Origin of the sequence: Chitinophaga sp. 22620, assembly GCF_052044405.1 — a bacterium.
Taxonomy (GTDB): domain Bacteria; phylum Bacteroidota; class Bacteroidia; order Chitinophagales; family Chitinophagaceae; genus Chitinophaga.
On sequence record NZ_JBQEMV010000007.1, the window covers coordinates 110099 to 126064 of the forward strand.

Annotated in this window: 13 protein-coding genes; 5 read left to right on the forward strand and 8 right to left on the reverse strand. The window is 54.3% G+C overall.

The genetic code is table 11. The features are described 5' to 3' along the window. Positions 1-36: 36 nt before the first annotated feature. Positions 37-2400 carry a 4-alpha-glucanotransferase gene (locus tag ACTJIK_RS25230; RefSeq protein ID WP_440650345.1) on the reverse strand — a complete coding sequence of 788 codons (2364 nt, stop codon included), beginning with the start codon at positions 2398-2400 and terminating at the stop codon, positions 37-39. A gap of 186 nt (positions 2401-2586) precedes the next feature. Between ACTJIK_RS25230 and ACTJIK_RS25235 the strand changes: the two genes are divergently transcribed. Then, positions 2587-3882 carry an amidohydrolase gene (locus ACTJIK_RS25235; protein ID WP_440650346.1) on the forward strand — a complete coding sequence of 432 codons (1296 nt, stop codon included), beginning with the start codon at positions 2587-2589 and terminating at the stop codon, positions 3880-3882. Between the two features lie 180 nt (positions 3883-4062). On the opposite strand, the gene dnaK is transcribed toward ACTJIK_RS25235, so the two are convergent. Beyond that, positions 4063-5982: a molecular chaperone DnaK gene (gene dnaK, locus ACTJIK_RS25240; RefSeq protein ID WP_440650347.1), complete on the reverse strand. Its 1920-nt coding sequence runs from the start codon at positions 5980-5982 to the stop codon at positions 4063-4065. Positions 5983-6194: 212 nt separating this feature from the next. Between dnaK and ACTJIK_RS25245 the strand changes: the two genes are divergently transcribed. Together ACTJIK_RS25245 and ACTJIK_RS25250 are read left to right on the forward strand one after the other, a co-directional pair. Continuing rightward, positions 6195-7559 (forward strand): OmpA family protein, encoded by a 1365-nt coding sequence (locus ACTJIK_RS25245; RefSeq protein ID WP_440650348.1) that lies wholly within the window; start codon positions 6195-6197, stop codon positions 7557-7559. A 101-nt stretch (positions 7560-7660) separates the two neighbouring features. Beyond that, complete coding sequence (locus tag ACTJIK_RS25250; RefSeq protein ID WP_440650349.1) at positions 7661-8257, forward strand: porin family protein; 597 nt, start codon at positions 7661-7663, stop codon at positions 8255-8257. Positions 8258-8314: 57 nt separating this feature from the next. On the opposite strand, the gene ACTJIK_RS25255 is transcribed toward ACTJIK_RS25250, so the two are convergent. Continuing rightward, positions 8315-8986 (reverse strand): HAD-IB family phosphatase, encoded by a 672-nt coding sequence (locus ACTJIK_RS25255; RefSeq protein WP_440650350.1) that lies wholly within the window; start codon positions 8984-8986, stop codon positions 8315-8317. Positions 8987-9242: 256 nt separating this feature from the next. On the opposite strand from ACTJIK_RS25255, the gene ACTJIK_RS25260 reads away from it, so the two are divergent. Further along, complete coding sequence (locus tag ACTJIK_RS25260) at positions 9243-11174, forward strand: arginine--tRNA ligase (RefSeq protein ID WP_440650351.1); 1932 nt, start codon at positions 9243-9245, stop codon at positions 11172-11174. Positions 11175-11256: 82 nt separating this feature from the next. Here ACTJIK_RS25260 and ACTJIK_RS25265 read toward each other — a convergent pair whose 3' ends face one another. From ACTJIK_RS25265 to lepB, 3 genes are all read right to left on the reverse strand, one after another. Further along, a complete protein-coding gene (locus tag ACTJIK_RS25265; protein WP_440650352.1) occupies positions 11257-12249 on the reverse strand; it encodes a tetratricopeptide repeat protein in 993 nt (330 codons plus the stop codon). Between the two features lie 49 nt (positions 12250-12298). Next, complete coding sequence (locus ACTJIK_RS25270; RefSeq protein WP_440650353.1) at positions 12299-12784, reverse strand: cytidine deaminase; 486 nt, start codon at positions 12782-12784, stop codon at positions 12299-12301. Between the two features lie 113 nt (positions 12785-12897). Continuing rightward, entirely contained in the window at positions 12898-14076 is a 1179-nt protein-coding gene (gene lepB, locus ACTJIK_RS25275; protein ID WP_440650354.1) for a signal peptidase I, read from the reverse strand. A gap of 162 nt (positions 14077-14238) precedes the next feature. On the opposite strand from lepB, the gene ACTJIK_RS25280 reads away from it, so the two are divergent. Further along, positions 14239-15138 carry a MerR family transcriptional regulator gene (locus ACTJIK_RS25280; protein WP_440650356.1) on the forward strand — a complete coding sequence of 300 codons (900 nt, stop codon included), beginning with the start codon at positions 14239-14241 and terminating at the stop codon, positions 15136-15138. On the opposite strand, the gene ACTJIK_RS25285 is transcribed toward ACTJIK_RS25280, so the two are convergent. Together ACTJIK_RS25285 and ACTJIK_RS25290 are read right to left on the reverse strand one after the other, a co-directional pair. Then, the gene (locus tag ACTJIK_RS25285) at positions 15135-15788 is read right to left on the reverse strand and encodes an alpha/beta hydrolase (protein ID WP_440650358.1); all 654 of its coding nucleotides are present in this window, start codon (positions 15786-15788) and stop codon (positions 15135-15137) included. The two genes, ACTJIK_RS25280 and ACTJIK_RS25285, sit on opposite strands and share 4 nt — an antisense overlap. Beyond that, a complete protein-coding gene (locus ACTJIK_RS25290; RefSeq protein WP_123844555.1) occupies positions 15781-15957 on the reverse strand; it encodes a helix-turn-helix domain-containing protein in 177 nt (58 codons plus the stop codon). The genes ACTJIK_RS25285 and ACTJIK_RS25290 overlap by 8 nt, the downstream gene beginning before the upstream one ends. Between the last annotated feature and the right edge of the window lie 9 nt (positions 15958-15966).

Below are 15966 nucleotides of genomic sequence, written 5' to 3' on the forward strand. Positions count from 1 at the left end.
AGGATATCTTTGCATATGTACAGATATGGAATACAATCAACGCCCGCTTTCCTGCACCATGGCCCTGATCTTCCCATTCAGCATCTGCGCGGCGCAGAGCGCCTCCAATGTAACAGGCATGCGGTAACGCCAGTACCAGGGCGTAATGGCGGGCACGTTAATGCGCTCTTCCGCAGGGGAGCGGTGTGGCAGCGAACTGTCCAGCGCGAGCCAGTCCTGCAATTGCAGGATGCACCACATGGCCGGCGCCTGCAGATGCAGCCGGGCGATCTCCTCTTCCCTGCCGGGCGCGTATCCGCGCAAAGTGCTCATGTCGTGCGTGGAAGGTGTGACCACCGAAAGATAAGGCGCATGAGCGGGCATCTGGCCAGGCTGTTTGGGCATAGGCAGTACCTCCAGGCTGAGCATGCCCAGCCGCTGCATCACGCCGGGCACGCAGTGGGGCACCATGCCGAGGTCTTCGCCGCACACGAGCATGTCTGTAGCGGCCTGCAGCACGGGCAGCTTGCGCAGCGCTTCTTTTTCCCATAGCTCATCGTGGCGGTGGTAAAAGAAATGCGTGGAAAGTTCCTGCAATGCTTCCTGCACGGGCTGTTCCAGCGCGAGGAACGAATCCGTTCCCTGCATACCGAAACGCGGATGGAATGCTCCGGGTGACGGCTCCAGGAAAATAACGTTGGCAATGAGATCGTACAGGCCCTGCCGGATAACGGGATCTTCTTCCGCAATACCAGCCTGGTAGCGGTACGCGTCCGCGAGGCGGTAATAGCCATGGCCCGAGGGTTCCAGGTAAATGGATTTTATTCTGACGGCGTCGTCGCTGAAGATGCGGTACAGCACTGCGTCTGTGATATACGGCTCACAGAAGCGTTCGCGGGCGAAGGGAATGCCCCAGTCAAATAATTCCTGTTCCGTAAAAGGTTTCGCGGGATGAAAATAACCGAGTATGCCTTCTTTCGCATGCCGCGGAATTTGCCAGAGCCGGAAAAAACCAAGCACATGATCGATCCTGAAAGCGGAAAAATATTGCGCCATATGCCGCAGCCGCTGCTTCCACCAGGCATAACCGGTTGCTTCCATTTCGGACCAGTTGTAAGCCGGGAAGCCCCAGTTCTGGCCTTTCGCCGCGAATTCATCCGGCGGCGCGCCCGCCTGCACGCGGGTATCGAACAACGCGGGCATGGCAGACACATCTGCGCTGCGCAGGTACATCCCCACGGGCAGATCGCCTTTGATGGCCACGCCTTTACTGTGCGCATAAGCCACGGCTTCGCTGAGCTGGAGATGCAAATGGTATTGCACGAAATAATAAAATCCCGCATCGCCGCTCCCATCGCGCCTGCAACAGAAAGCAGCATAAGGTTCAAGCCAGTGCTGATTTTCGTTCGTCCATTGCGTATATGCGCTGTCTGCCTGAAAGCTTTGATAGAATGTTTGCAGGGCCTGCGTCTTAAACGTGACCGTTGCCATATAATCCATATCGGGCAAGGCGTTGAGCGTTGCCTGCATGGCCGCGTAACCTTCGGCAATGCCGAGCGCGGGCAGGTGTATGTACATGGGATGAAGCGCAAACGCTGAAATAGCGGCGTAGGGATAGGAGTCTTCCCAGCTGTGCTCCGCAATGGTATCGTTCACCGGCAGCAGCTGGATCATACGCTGGCCGGTGGAAGCCGCCCAATCCGCCAGCAGCCGCAGGTCCGAAAATTCGCCGCAACCCAATCCTTTTTCAGAACGCAGGGAGAACACAGGCGCCGCAACACCCGCGCCTTTCCAGAGCGGATGGTTGAAGCGGGCATAGCCATCATCCGCCAGGCATGGCCCTGCTGAAAGAAAAGAGCGGTTCTCTCCTGCTTCGTATTCAACGCCATCCAGCAGGTATTTGTATTCCACGGCAAGGCCCGGCGGGATGTTCACGTTTGCGGCGAAACGGCCGTCTTCCCGGGCCTGCATCTTCACCGCGGATGCGGCGTTCCAGTTGCCCAACGAGTCCACATTCCCCGTCAGCCACAGTTCCCGCCCGCTTTCCAGCAAAGGCGCGCTTACCTGGAAATAATGCGAGGCCCCGCGCGCAACCTGCGAAGCTGCATGATGGAAATACACGTCACGGAAAGGCGCTTTCATGAGGCAGTCCGCCACGCGCCCGGGCTGCCGCCACTCGTCGCGGATGGTCAGCTCCTGCTCGTCTTTATGGAAGGTTATGCAACGCAAAGGCTGCTCCGCCACTTCCCCGCCATGCGTAAGAATGTAGCGGTAGCGCAGCTCCGGGAGTTCCCATTCCAGCGTTGCCGTCCAGTGATCGCGATCGTACCAGGTCATAGGCAGCACGCTGCCGGTATCGAGGGCAAGAGAAAGCTGTTGGCCCCACGAGGTGGAGTACCGGACGAAAAAGCGCAGCGTCATAGCCCGGAAATTACGAAAAAAGCAGACCAAACCTTTTACGTGTAAAAAAGGAACTGTGCTGTTATTGTTATTCATTCCGCTTTGAACGGCCTGGCGCCTGGTGTTCCGTTGCCGGATATTTCCACTCAAAAAATAGGATAATCCGTTTTACTTCTTTACTTTATGGTAATACCAATCATTGCCATAATGAAGAAACTACTTACCCTATGGCTGGCTTGCCTGGCCTCATCCACTCAGGCGCAGGACCAGCAGGCACAGATCGCGGCCAGGGCCGGCGCCATTTCGGCCAGGCTCATTGAATGGAGAAGATACCTGCACGAGCACCCGGAGCTTTCTAACCGCGAAGTGAACACCGCAGCCTATGTGGCCGCGCATCTTAAAAAACTCGGCATAGAAGTGCAGACCGGCATTGCAAAAACCGGCGTGGTGGGATTGCTGAAAGGCGGCAAACCCGGTCCTGTGGTAGCGCTTCGCGCGGATATGGACGCGCTGCCCGTGAAAGAAAGGGTGGACCTGCCGTTCAAATCGCAGGTAACGGCGGACTACCTCGGGCAAACGGTGCCCGTGATGCACGCCTGCGGCCACGACAGCCATGTGGCTATTTTAATGGCCACCGCGGAGGTGCTGGCTTCCATGAAAAAAGATATACCCGGCACCGTAAAATTCATTTTCCAGCCCGCTGAAGAAGGCCCTCCGGGCGATGAAGAAGGTGGCGCGCCGCTGATGGTGAAAGAAGGCGTGATGGACAATCCCAAAGTGGACGCGGTATTCGGCCTGCACATCGGCTCCGCCATCGAAGCCGGGAAGATCCGGTATAAGCCAGGCGCTATGATGGCTTCCTCCGACTGGTTCACTATTGCCATCAAAGGCAAGCAGGCACACGGCTCTGCGCCATGGAACAGCGTAGACCCGATCGTGGCCGGCACGCAGATCATAGAAGGATTGCAGACCATTGTAAGCAGGCAGTCCAATATCGTGGAAGCGCCCGTTGTGATCACTGTCGGCAAATTCCACAGCGGCGTGCGCAACAACATCATTCCTGAGGATGCGTTGCTGGAAGGCACCATCCGCACGCTGGATTCGCGGATGCAGAAAGACGTGCACGAGCGCATCCGCAAAACGGCGGTAAAGATCGCGGAAGCATCAGGCGCGGTGGCCACTGTTACCATCGATACCAAAACCCTCGTTACATTCAACGATTCGGCGCTGGTGGCAAAGATGCTGCCTTCCCTGAAAAAGGCCGCCGGTGCTGAGAATGTAGGTAGCATGAACTGGGTGACCGGCGCGGAGGACTTTTCTTTTTACGGCACCAAAGCACCGGCGTTTTTCTTCTACCTGGGCGGCATGCCCAAAGGCAACGATCCGCAGAAAGCGCCCGGCCACCATACCCCGGATTTTTACATCGACGACAGCGAGCTGTATGTAGGCGTGAAAGCATTCTGCAACCTTGTATTCGATTATGCGAAGGCTTCCGCCAGGTAAATTATTTTTCTTTTAAACGCGAACGCAGCAACTCCCGGTGCTGCGTTTTTTTATAGCGGCTTGTCTTCCGGTGCCCGAACGGCTTACCCCGCAAGTCTTCCAGCCGGAAACGCTTCCGGGATATAAAAAAAGCCCGGAACGTTTACACGCTCCGGGCTTTAACTTATCGTTATTGCAGAATTATTTCACTTCTTCAAACTCCGCATCTGTAACGGCGTCGCCTGCGTTACCCTGCTGGCCGCCTTGCTGCTGGCCGCCGGCTTGTGCGCCACCGTCTGCACCGGGCTGGCCCTGTGCCTGGGATGCTTTGTACAGTTCTTCTGAAGCCGCGGTCCACGCAGCATTCAGTTCCGCTACCGCTACGTCGATCTGCGCAATGTCCTGTGTTTTCTGCGCGTTACGCAGTTTTTCCAGGGCCGCTTCGATCGGCGCTTTTTTCTCGGCAGGGATCTTTTCACCGTATTCTTTGAGTTGTTTTTCTGTCTGGAACACGAGACTGTCTGCCTGGTTGATCTTTTCCACCTTTTCACGGGCGGCTTTATCTTCCGCTTCGTTGGCTTTCGCTTCTGCCTTCATCTTTTCGATCTCGTCCTTATTCAGGCCGCTGCCGGCTTCGATGCGGATGTTCTGGGATTTACCGGTGCCCTGGTCCTTCGCGGTTACGTGGAGGATACCGTTGGCATCGATGTCGAACACTACTTCGATCTTGGGCACGCCGCGCTGTGCAGGCGGAATGTCGTTCAGGATGAAGCGGCCCAGCGTTCTGTTCTGGCTGGCCATGGGCCTTTCGCCTTGCAGCACGTGAATTTCCACGCTCGGCTGGTTATCTGCCGCGGTAGAGAATATTTCGCTCTTCTTGGTGGGGATGGTAGTGTTGGATTCGATCAGCTTGGTGAACACGCCGCCCATGGTTTCGATACCGAGGGAAAGCGGGGTAACGTCCAGCAGCAGCACATCCTTCACTTCGCCGGTGAGCACACCGCCCTGGATAGCAGCGCCTACGGCCACTACTTCGTCAGGATTCACACCCTTGTTCGGCTTTTTGCCAAAGAATTTCTCTACCACTTCCTGGATGCGGGGGATACGGGTAGAACCGCCCACCAGGATCACTTCGTCGATCTTGCTGATGTCAACGCCTGCATCGGCGATCGCCCTGCGGCAAGGCTCCAGTGTTCTTTCCACCAGGCTGTCGCTCAGCTGCTCAAATTTAGCGCGGGTGAGCTTTTTTACGAGGTGCTTGGGCACACCGTCCACCGCAGTGATATAAGGCAGGTTGATCTCGGTTTCCTGGGAGGAAGACAGTTCGATCTTTGCCTTTTCAGCAGCTTCTTTCAAACGCTGCCATGCCATCGGGTCCTTATGCAGGTCTACGGCTTCGTCTTTTTTGAATTCATCTGCCAGCCAGTCCATGATCACTTTATCGAAGTCGTCGCCGCCGAGGTGGGTGTCGCCATTGGTGGATTTTACTTCGAATACGCCGTCGCCCAGTTCGAGGATGGATACGTCGAACGTACCACCGCCGAGGTCGAACACGGCGATCATGCTGTCCGCATGTTTTTTGTCCATACCATAAGCCAGCGCCGCGGCGGTAGGCTCGTTGATGATACGGCGAACGGTAAGACCGGCGATTTCACCGGCTTCTTTGGTAGCCTGGCGCTGGGCGTCGTTAAAGTAAGCCGGAACGGTGATCACCGCTTCGGTCACTTCCTGGCCCAGGTAGTCTTCCGCTGTTTTTTTCATTTTCTGCAGGATCATCGCAGAAATTTCCTGCGGTGTGTAGAGCCTGCCGTCTATATCGATACGCGTCGTATTGTTATCGCCCTTTGCTACTTTATAACTTACGTGGCTGAGTTCATTGGATACCTCATCGAAATGGCGGCCCATAAAACGCTTCACCGACATAATGGTGTTTACAGGATTGGTAATGGCCTGGCGCTTGGCCGGGTCACCTACTTTCCTTTCGCCGTTCTTTAAAAACGCAACTACGGAAGGCGTGGTACGGCGCCCTTCATCGTTTGCGATCACTACCGGTTCGTTACCTTCCATTACGGCAACGCAAGAGTTGGTAGTTCCTAAGTCAATACCTATGATTTTTCCCATAATAATTAATGTTCTCCTTTGTGAAACAGTGTAGCCCGGGAAGGGGTTCCCGGACCTTTGATAGGTTTGTCAATGATTATGCCAAGGCAGCCTGATATGAAAATATGTCAGTTCCGGCTAACAACCGTGTATGTCTTTTAAAAAGAAGTCTGAACATATAGAACACAGTGGCGCAGATTTTGTTTCACTGTATGTACACTAACCGTAATCATATGAAAAATACCACGCTAAGATGGGCCTTCCTCCTTTTGGCCGCATCGCCCCTCACACTTGTTGCCCAAACCCCGGAACCAGCAACCACCACACCCACCCCCAAAGGCGGCCTTTTTGGCGGCAGCCGGCAATTCAGGACCGTTTCCATCGGGGTAAACGGCGGGGTACTGATACCTGCCGTAGCTACCGGGGGCAGCAACGACTTCACCAAATGGCAGCTGAACTACGGTTATGGCGCCTATGTAAAATGGCAGCTGCTCCACTTCCTCGCCCTGCGGGGTGACTTTGTGGGCGGTAAATTAAAGGGAGACAACAGTGAAGAACTGGGAGACGGCTCCAACCCCAACAGGGCCGTTCAAAGCTTCGAGACCTCCCTTAACTGGTCAGGCAGCCTGAACGCCGTGTTCAACCTCGCCACCATCAACTGGCTGCACCGTCAAAATGCCGCACAGCTCTATGTTTCCGTGGGCGGCGGCCTGGCAGGCTATAAGCCGACCATCACCACGGCCGGCGGCGTTACCCGCGATTACAAACCTTCCGGCAGCATCAACGAATTCTTTGTGCCCGTGGGCGCCGGCTTGAAATTCAAATTGTCTGACGTCATCAACCTGGACCTGGGCTACACCATGCATTACCTGGATGGCGATAACCTGGACGGCTTCAATTACGGCACTTCCAAAGACAAATACGCCTACGGTTACGCCGGGCTGGAGTTTGCGCTGGGCGACCGCACCAAACCGCAACTGGCATGGCACAACGCTCCTGCCGTGATGTACGACGACCTGGTGGCACAAAAAGACCAGCTGAAAATGGAGCTGGACGCTGAAAAAGAAAATAACGCCAAACTGGCCGCGAGCGTGGCCAAGCTCCAGGCAGACAGCGACGGCGACGGCGTGTCCGACCTCTTCGACAAATGCCCGAACACCCCGGCCAGCGACAAGGTGGATGGCGCTGGATGCCCGCTGCCCAAGCCGGACACCACCAAACCAGCACCTGTTAAGGTTATTATCACGGAAGACGACCGCCGCCTGGTACGCGACGCCATCGCCAACCTCGAATTCCAGACCGGTAAATCGGACATCAAACCGAAGTCTTTCCCGTCGCTGGACAGGGTGGCTGACCTCATGATCCGCAAGAACCTCAGCCTTAAACTGGCCGGCCATACGGACAATGTGGGCACCGAAGCCAATAACATGAGACTGTCTAAAGACAGGGCTGAATCCGTGAAAGCTTACCTTGCTTCCAAGGGCGTGAACCCGAGCCGCATTGAAGCTACCGGCTACGGTGAAACACAGCCTATCGCGACCAATAAAACAGCCGCGGGCAGGCAGAAGAACCGCCGCGTGGAGTTCACGATATTCTAGATCACTGACAATCATATGTCAACATGACAAAAGCCCCGGCACATGCCGGGGCTTTTTCCCGGCATGTTATTTGCGAAAAGGGGATGCTATAACTTCGACATATGATAAAAAACCTAACTATTTTATTCCTTTTTGTTTGCCTCACAAAGGCCGCCAGTGCCCAACAGGTAAGTTTCGGCGCAAAAGGCGGTCTGAACATCGCTACGATAACGGACATCGATGACAGTAAAACCCGTGCCTCCATCCATCTTGGCGCGTTCGCGAAGATCGGGCTGACGGAGGAATGGGCTATTCAGCCGGAGCTGGTGTATTCCGGCCAGGGTTACAAATGGGACCTGCCGGTACCCCTTTTAGACAATCCCACGCTCCATTACAATATCAACTATATCAACCTTCCCGTGATGGTGCAGTATCATATCATCCCTGAATTCCACCTGGAAGCAGGCCCGCAGATAGGTTTCCGCGTAGCCGCCAAAACTAAGAATGACGATGGCGATGCGACAAATATAAAAGACGACGTAAAAGGAATCGATTTCGGCCTCGGCGCGGGTCTCGGGTATACGTTCGATATGGGCCTGGGCATTGGGGCGCGTTACAACTTCGGCCTTACCGATATCTGGAAAACCGATCAATTTTCCAGCAAGAACAGCGTAGCGCAGTTCAGCGTTTATTATATCATCGGGAAAAAGAAATTCTAAGATAATTCTAGCCTGTAAAAACCCATGGCAGTGCATATATGAGTGCACTGCCTTTTTTTATGCCAGCCCCAGCACGGGCATAAAGCTGCGTTCGTCCACGATATGGTCCGCCGCTTCATTCACGCGCTCGTGGGTGGCGTTGAAGGCAATGCCGATGCCCGCCTGGCGGATCATGCAGATATCGTTCACCCCGTCCCCTATCGCCAGCGTATTTTCCAGGCTGATGGCGTAATGCGAACGCATATGGTGCATCATATTGCACTTGCAGTAATCGTGCATGCAGCCGCTATCGTCCATCCGCAGGAAGTGAGAAGGGATGCTGACCACGCCGGTAGCTTTGCCATTCTCGAAATTGAGCACGTTGGCGCAGGAGAATTGCATGCCCAGCTTGTCTTTCACGTAATTGGTGATGCAGGTGTAGCTGTCGCTGATAATGCCGCAGACATAACCTTTCTCCACCAGCGAAGCCACCACGGCGGCCGCATCCTCCACTACCGGTATCGACTGTACGACGGCTACCAGCTCTTCCTGGGTCCTGCCTTTCAGCAATTGCGCGATCAGCTGTGTGCGCACCACGTCAGGATGGCATTCGCCGATGATCTGCTGTAGCTGTTGCGTGAAGCCGAATTGAGCAGCTGCGGTGTGGATAAAGCTGCGGTGGAGCAGGGTATTGTCCATGTCAAAAATGGCCATTTTTACGAAAGAAGCCGGGTTAGCTGTGGTATGCATAACGTTGCGTTCGGTGAAATAATCGGCGGGATAACAGGATAGTACCGCACAAAGTTACGGAAATAACCGGGGGCGGAGGATGAACGTTGTGTTAAAAACCATGGCATCAGGGTTAATAGCCAGCTATTTACAAGCAGAAAAGAGACAATTTGCGGCCCCATCGCAATCTATTGCGAACGGGCTGGCTTGTAAAACCAGGGGATGTTGGGCAATCCCACAACATCTGTTACCTTTGCCCTCTATAAGTTTCAACTGAATGAGCGTAGTTTCTTCCATAAAACAGGCAGCAGCCGAGGCCGTACAGGCATTATACCAACAGCCCTTCACCATGGCGGACGTGGCGGTAAACACCACCAAACCCGAATTTGAAGGTGAATACACCATCGTCGTTTTCCCCTTCACCAAATTCAGCCGGCAGAAGCCGGAAGAGACCGGGCAGGCGCTGGGCGCGTACCTTGTGGAGCATTACCCGGACCTGGTCGCGGGCTTCAACGTGGTGAAAGGTTTCCTTAACCTCAGCGTACACCAGAACTACTGGCTCGGCTATATCCAACAGGCCCATCAAAACCCTGAGCCCGGCCGGAAACCTTCCAACGGCAAAAAAGTGATGGTGGAATACTCCTCCCCCAACACCAACAAGCCGCTGCACCTGGGGCACCTCAGGAATAATTTCCTCGGCTTTTCCGTTTCGGAGATACTCAAAGCCAACGGGTTTGAAGTGATCAAAGCCAACCTGGTGAACGACCGCGGCATCCACATCTGCAAGTCCATGCTGGCCTGGCAGCTGTTTGCCCATGGCGATACCCCGCAATCCACCGGCATCAAGGGCGATCACCTCGTAGGGGATTATTACGTGAGGTTCGAGACCATCCTCCGCGAACAGGCCGAGCCTATTATCTCTGACGTGCTGGAAGGCAATTTCAAAGATTTTGAAGGAACGGAAAAAGAAAGGATCATCAAGCTGCACGCCGCGCTGCATAAGCCTGAAGTACAGGCGGATGAAGAAAAAGCGGGAAAGATAAAAGACGAGATCAAAGAGCTGAGCCGCAACCGGACCGAGATCATGCAGCAGGCCAAGATCATGCTGCAGCAATGGGAAGCCGGCAACCCCGAAGTGCGGGCGCTGTGGCAGACCATGAACAGCTGGGTGTACGAAGGTTTTGAACAGACCTACAAACGCCTGGGCATAGACTTCGATAAAGTATACTACGAAAGCGATACCTACCTGCTGGGGAAAGACGTGGTGGAAGCAGGTTTGCAGAAAGGCGTGTTTTTCCGCAAGCCGGATAACTCCGTATGGATAGATCTCACGGCAGACGGCCTCGATGAAAAGCTGGTACTTCGCGGCGACGGCACTTCCGTGTACATCACGCAGGACCTTGGCACCGCACGCCTCAAGTACGCGGATTTCCATATGGATCAAAGCCTGTACGTGGTGGCGGATGAGCAGAACTATCACTTCAAGGTGCTGAAGCTCATACTCCAGAAGCTCGGCGACGCATCCGCCGACGGTATTGAGCACCTTTCCTATGGCATGGTGGAATTGCCGCACGGCCGCATGAAAAGCCGTGAAGGCACCGTGGTGGATGCGGACGATATGGTGGAAGAAATGATCAACACCGCGGCCACGCATACCGAAGAGCTGGGCAAGGTGAAAGGATTTTCAGAAGAAGAACTGCGCGAGCTGCACGAGACCATCGGCCTCGGTGCCATGAAATTCTTCCTCCTCAAAGTAGACCCGAAAAAAAGAATGATCTTCAACCCCGAAGAATCCATCGACCTGCACGGCTTCACCGGCCCCTTCATCCAGTACAGCCACGCGCGCATCAAATCCATCCTGCGCGAGTTCTCCACGGCAGACCTGGCCGCGCTGGCAGATTACCGCCACAACGCGCCCCTGCTGCCCATGGAAAAAGAGCTGATCATGATCAACGAACAGTTCGGCAGCGTGCTGGAAGACGCCCAAAGGGAATGGAGCCCGTCTGTGATCGCGAACTACGCGTTCCTGCTGGCGCAGACCTTCAACTCCTTCTATGCTAAAAAAGAGAACGGCAAATACATCTATTCCGTAAGGGATGCGGAAAATGAAGACAAACGCAAACTGCGCCTGCAAATCGCCATACTTACCGCCAACACCATCAAACAAAGCATGAAGCTGCTGGGGATACAGGTGCCTGAAAGGATGTAACAAAGCCCGTCATTGCGACGAGCTTTGTTGTTAACGGTAGCTTTTTTCATTACAGCGTTTGATCATAAAGTAAAATACCGCGCTATTGCAGCAGCAGCGCCTGGTCGCAGATGACCTGGCCTTTGGCCACCTCACCTGAACAGATATACGATTTGCCGAGCATGAACATGGCAAAAGCATTCATGGGCTGCTGCATCAGGATGTTGTTCCATTGCACGGCGGCTTGCGCATAATCCTGCTTTTTGTAATAAGCGTTGGCCAGGTTCTGCATGATCTGGATGTCTTTCGGTCTTAAGCTGAGCGCAGCATGAAGGTTGCGGATGGCGTCGTCATAGGCGGACTGCTTCAGTTGAGCCAGCCCGAGGTTTACATAGAGATCTGCATTACCGGGGTGCCCCATCCTGGCGGCCTGTTCAAATGCCCCGGCAGCGTTTTTGTAGTTTTTCATGTTAAAATGCATCATTCCTGATTCGTAATATACACCGGCAGCCGTACTGTCTGCTTTCAGTGCTTTTTCGTAATAAATAAGCGATTCTTTATAATTCTCTGCCTGTGCGTGCAGCCGGGCAATGCGGCAGAGCAGCACCGGATGGTCCGGTTCCTCCAGCAGCGCCAGTTCCAGCGCTTTCACAGCTTCCTCCGGGTGGTCCAGGAAGGAATAGCTGAGGCCGATGATGCTGTTCATATGTGGCGCGCCTTGTTCCCGCGCCCTGAAAGCATAGGCCAGCGCATCTTCATACCCTTTCTGCTCAAAGAAAATTTCCGCGAGGGTTGCCAGGGCTTCGCTGTGCTCCGCATGCTGTTCCAGCAAGAGCAGCAGCTGCTGCTTGGCGGTTTCGGGCTGTTGCTGCAGGCGGTAAAGATTGGCCAGCTCGATGTAAGGAGCGGCATAGCTGCGATTGGCTTTGATGGCGGCGGTAAAACGCTCTTCCGCCTCCTGCAGGCGGCCGCTGAGCTTCAGGCGAAGCCCCTGCTCATGTAGCTGGCGGGCACCGGGACTATCCGCTTTTGCCGGCAGCGCAAGGCATAGCGGCAGCAGGATGCATAGGTACAGTAGGATACGGTATAGGAACATAATTCAAAGCGCATGCGCGCCTGAGTCAAATATACATAAATTCTATAATTTATAACATATCGCTCGAAGAAAATGATAAAGGCATCAGGCTGCCACCGTTTTTGACAATAAAAACCGGCCCGGTGAGGCCCGCCATAATGATGCGGATGGGGGTATTGAACCGTTGCTCGTATTCGCAGATGGTCTGACGGCAGATGCCGCAGGGAGAAATGGGCTTAAGGCTGCTTCCGAGCTCGTTGTGGTAGCTGACGGCCAGCGTCCGGACCGCAATACCGGGGTACAGGGAAGAGGCCGTGGAAAGGGCTGTTCTTTCCGCACAGATGCCCACGGGGTATGAAGCGTTTTCCTGGTTGGTGCCCGGCACGCACTGCCCGTTGGCCAGCAGCAGGGCTGCTCCCACCTTGAAGCGGGAATACGGGGCATACGCGTCTTCCACCGCTTTGCGGGCCGCTTCCAGCAGTGCCCGGTCTTCGGGAGCTAATTCAGACGCGTCTTTATATACTTCGTATTCAATCTGTTGTATCTTATTTTCCATATTCTGTAGCCAGGTTTGGTAAAAGAAGGAGCCGTTCCTGTTGCGGTCCCTAAGTTACTCCTTTTAGGATTCGCAAACTGAAACGGCTCCCCGTTATGCTATTGATCAGCTGTTTACCTGATAGTGCTGAACAGGCGGCTCCAGCGGATGCCGTTGCTGCCGTAGCTCATCCAGATGAGCCAGGCCTTACCCACCACATGGTCTTCCGGAACGAAGCCCCAGTAGCGGCTATCCAGCGATTTGTGGCGGTTGTCGCCCATCATCCAGTAATAATTCATTTTGAAAGTGTAGCTGTTGGTAGCCTGCCCGTTGATCACAAACTGGTTGCCCCGGGTTTCCAGGGTATTTTTTTCGTAAACAGCGATCACACGGCGGTACAGCTCGATGTTGGAACTGTCCAGCTGTATGGTGGCGCCTTTTTTCGGGATGTAAATGGGCCCGAGGTTGTCTACCGTCCATTTGTGATGCGCCGTATCCTGCGGCCATACGCCGTCCACCATGGGGCTGAGGTAAGGCTGCACATTGCCGCCCACGAAGCTCATGGCTTTTACGGCCTTTTCTTCGGAAGGGGTCAGGTTATAGAACAGCTTGCCTACCTCCAGCACTTCGTAGGGGCTGGTGATACCCAGCTCTTCGAGTCTCATGGCGCTGAGCGGCTCGCCTGTATTGGTGTTCACATTATACTGGCGCTGGCCGTGCGGGGGCGGCGTTTCAGGCACGCCGTTCACCACCACGATGCCGTTCCGCACCTCCAGGGAATCCCCGGCAATGCCCACGCAGCGCTTGATGTAGTTCTCCCTTTTGTCTACCGGGCGGGAAATAACACGGTATTGGTTCCACACCTCGTCCCTCCCCATCCGGCGCACGAGGTCGTAATAGCTCTCGTCCGACCGTTCAAGGGCCACAGTGTCCCCTTCAGGGAAGTTGAACACCACCACGTCGTTGCGGTGGATATCCCCAAAGCCGGGCAGGCGGCGGTATTTCCACTGTATGGCTTCGGAATAGGCCTTGGTGTATTTGGTGAGGGGAAGGGTATGATGGGTGAATGGCACCGCAAGGGGTGTCATGGGTACGCGGGGACCGTAACTAACTTTGCTCACAAACAGGAAATCGTTCACCAGTAAGGTTTTTTCCATAGAAGGAGTAGGGATCGTATACGCCTCGAAAATGAAAGTGCGGATCAGCGTAGCAGCAATGATCGCGAAAACGGCCGCATCGATCCACTCGCGGACCGCGGATTTCTTTTTCTTCGGCTGCCCCCCGTCCTTCTTTCTCCAAAATGCCAGATTCATGCTCGGTTGTTTAGTTAGTAAAGAACAAATATAATATTCTGTTAATTGTATGCGAGTTTTACCCCGCAAAAGTTTTCTTAAAAAATCCCACTTAAGTTTACCAAATAGACGGAGCGGGATGCCAGTTTATTTCTATTTTTGTTTAATTCTACATCCAGAACATTGAACAGTTTCACGATAAAAGACATCGAAAGCCTTACAGGGATCAAGGCGCATACCATCCGGATATGGGAGCAGCGCTATAATGTGCTCCGGCCCAAGCGTAAAGACACCAACCACCGCGTGTACGACAACGGGGACCTGAAGCATATCATGCGCATCGCCTACCTCTATCGCCATGGCTACAAGATCTCCAAGATCGCCAATATGAGCGAGGAAGAGATCAAACAGCTGTCGCTGGAAGAAACCGGCCACAAAGGCCCTCACCTTTACCAGGTGTATATCAACCAGCTGGTGGAGGCGATGATCGATTTCGACCAGGTGAAATTTGAGAAGATCTTCCACAACATCCTGCTGCGCATGGGTTTTGAGCAGTGTATGCTGAAGGTGATCTACCCTTTCCTGGAACGCATCGGGCTGCTGTGGCTGGTGGATTGCGTGATACCCGCCCAGGAGCATTTCGCGTCCAATATCATCCGTAAAAAGCTCATGGTGGCTATAGACGGGCTGGATGCCCCCGCTCAGGACCGTGAACGTTTCATGATCTTCCTTCCCGAGGGTGAGTTTCACGAGATCCCCCTCCTTTTCGTCCACTACATGCTCAAAAAACATGGCTGTATGGTGGTGAACTTCGGCGCCAACGTTCCCCTGGAAGACCTCCGCTTTTACACCGAACGCAAGCCGGTGGACCATATCTACACCCATGTGATCACCAATTTCCCGCAGAGAAAGCTGGATAATTTCGTCAAAGATCTCGGCAAGCTGTTCCCCAATATTCCTGTGGCCGTTTCAGGCCCGCAGGTGGTGCGCATCACGGTACCCCCGCCTGAAAATATCACGTTCCTGATGAGTATGGAAGAAGTGCTGCAATATGCCCGGAGGAAAAACCCGGAAAAATCCTAAGCCAGTTCCCTTTCAATAATGCGGCTGATCTCAGGGGCGCGGTTCATGACCATAAAATGCCCTCCTTTCACGATCGTGTGGGTCGGTTTTACGTAGCGGCGGGGGAAAGGCCTGTCTGCACTGCCATGGATGTGCACCATTGCGGGCGGCACCCATTCGTTCTCCCAGCTCAGCACGGCGCCCAGCGCCCAGCGCATATAACGGAAATCTTTTTTCTGCATGTAATCCTTCAGCAGCATTCTTTCTTCCTCGCTCCTGCTTTGCATGAACATTTTCACGATATACTGCCGGTTGCCGAACAGCAGGCGGTCTGGCAGGCGGCGCAGAAGCATACGCGCCATGCCGTTGTAATACGGCGGCAGCTCCTGCCTGTGCTTCACGCTGGAAACAATGATCACTTTTTCCACGGGTAGCTGTTTCGCAATTTCAATGCTCATCATACCGCCGAAGGAAAGGCCCAGCAGCACAGGGTTTGGGTGAAGAATGCGGCGCGCGAGCCTTGCAGCATAATCCCCGATAGGTTCATCCTGCCCCAGCGGATTGATCCAGGGTAAATAATGGACCTCGCAGTTGTCCGGGAAGCTGAGCCGGCGGAAAACGCGCTCGTCCGCGCCCAGCCCGCTGATCAGGTATATGTGCTTTTTACTCATCTTCGGCTGATTTACGGATGCCGTACCGTTCCATTTTGTTATAGAGATGGCTTCGCTGGATATCAAGTTCCTGCGCCGTGCGGGATACATTACGGCCATTCTTGTTCAGCATGAACTCGATAAATATCTTTTCCACTTCATCCCTGAAGTCGTGCAGGCGCGTCAGCACCAGCAGCTC

Coding starts and splice junctions, on each gene's coding strand:
- ACTJIK_RS25230 (WP_440650345.1), bottom strand. CDS start 2,400: ATGACGCTGCGCTTTTTCGTCCGGTACTCCACCTCGTGGGGCCAACAG.
- ACTJIK_RS25245 (WP_440650348.1), top strand. CDS start 6,195: ATGAAAAATACCACGCTAAGATGGGCCTTCCTCCTTTTGGCCGCATCG.
- ACTJIK_RS25250 (WP_440650349.1), top strand. CDS start 7,661: ATGATAAAAAACCTAACTATTTTATTCCTTTTTGTTTGCCTCACAAAG.
- ACTJIK_RS25255 (WP_440650350.1), bottom strand. CDS start 8,986: ATGCATACCACAGCTAACCCGGCTTCTTTCGTAAAAATGGCCATTTTT.
- lepB (WP_440650354.1), bottom strand. CDS start 14,076: ATGAATCTGGCATTTTGGAGAAAGAAGGACGGGGGGCAGCCGAAGAAA.
- ACTJIK_RS25285 (WP_440650358.1), bottom strand. CDS start 15,788: ATGAGTAAAAAGCACATATACCTGATCAGCGGGCTGGGCGCGGACGAG.
- ACTJIK_RS25265 (WP_440650352.1), bottom strand. CDS start 12,249: ATGTTCCTATACCGTATCCTACTGTACCTATGCATCCTGCTGCCGCTA.
- ACTJIK_RS25260 (WP_440650351.1), top strand. CDS start 9,243: ATGAGCGTAGTTTCTTCCATAAAACAGGCAGCAGCCGAGGCCGTACAG.
- dnaK (WP_440650347.1), bottom strand. CDS start 5,982: ATGGGAAAAATCATAGGTATTGACTTAGGAACTACCAACTCTTGCGTT.
- ACTJIK_RS25270 (WP_440650353.1), bottom strand. CDS start 12,784: ATGGAAAATAAGATACAACAGATTGAATACGAAGTATATAAAGACGCG.
- ACTJIK_RS25235 (WP_440650346.1), top strand. CDS start 2,587: ATGAAGAAACTACTTACCCTATGGCTGGCTTGCCTGGCCTCATCCACT.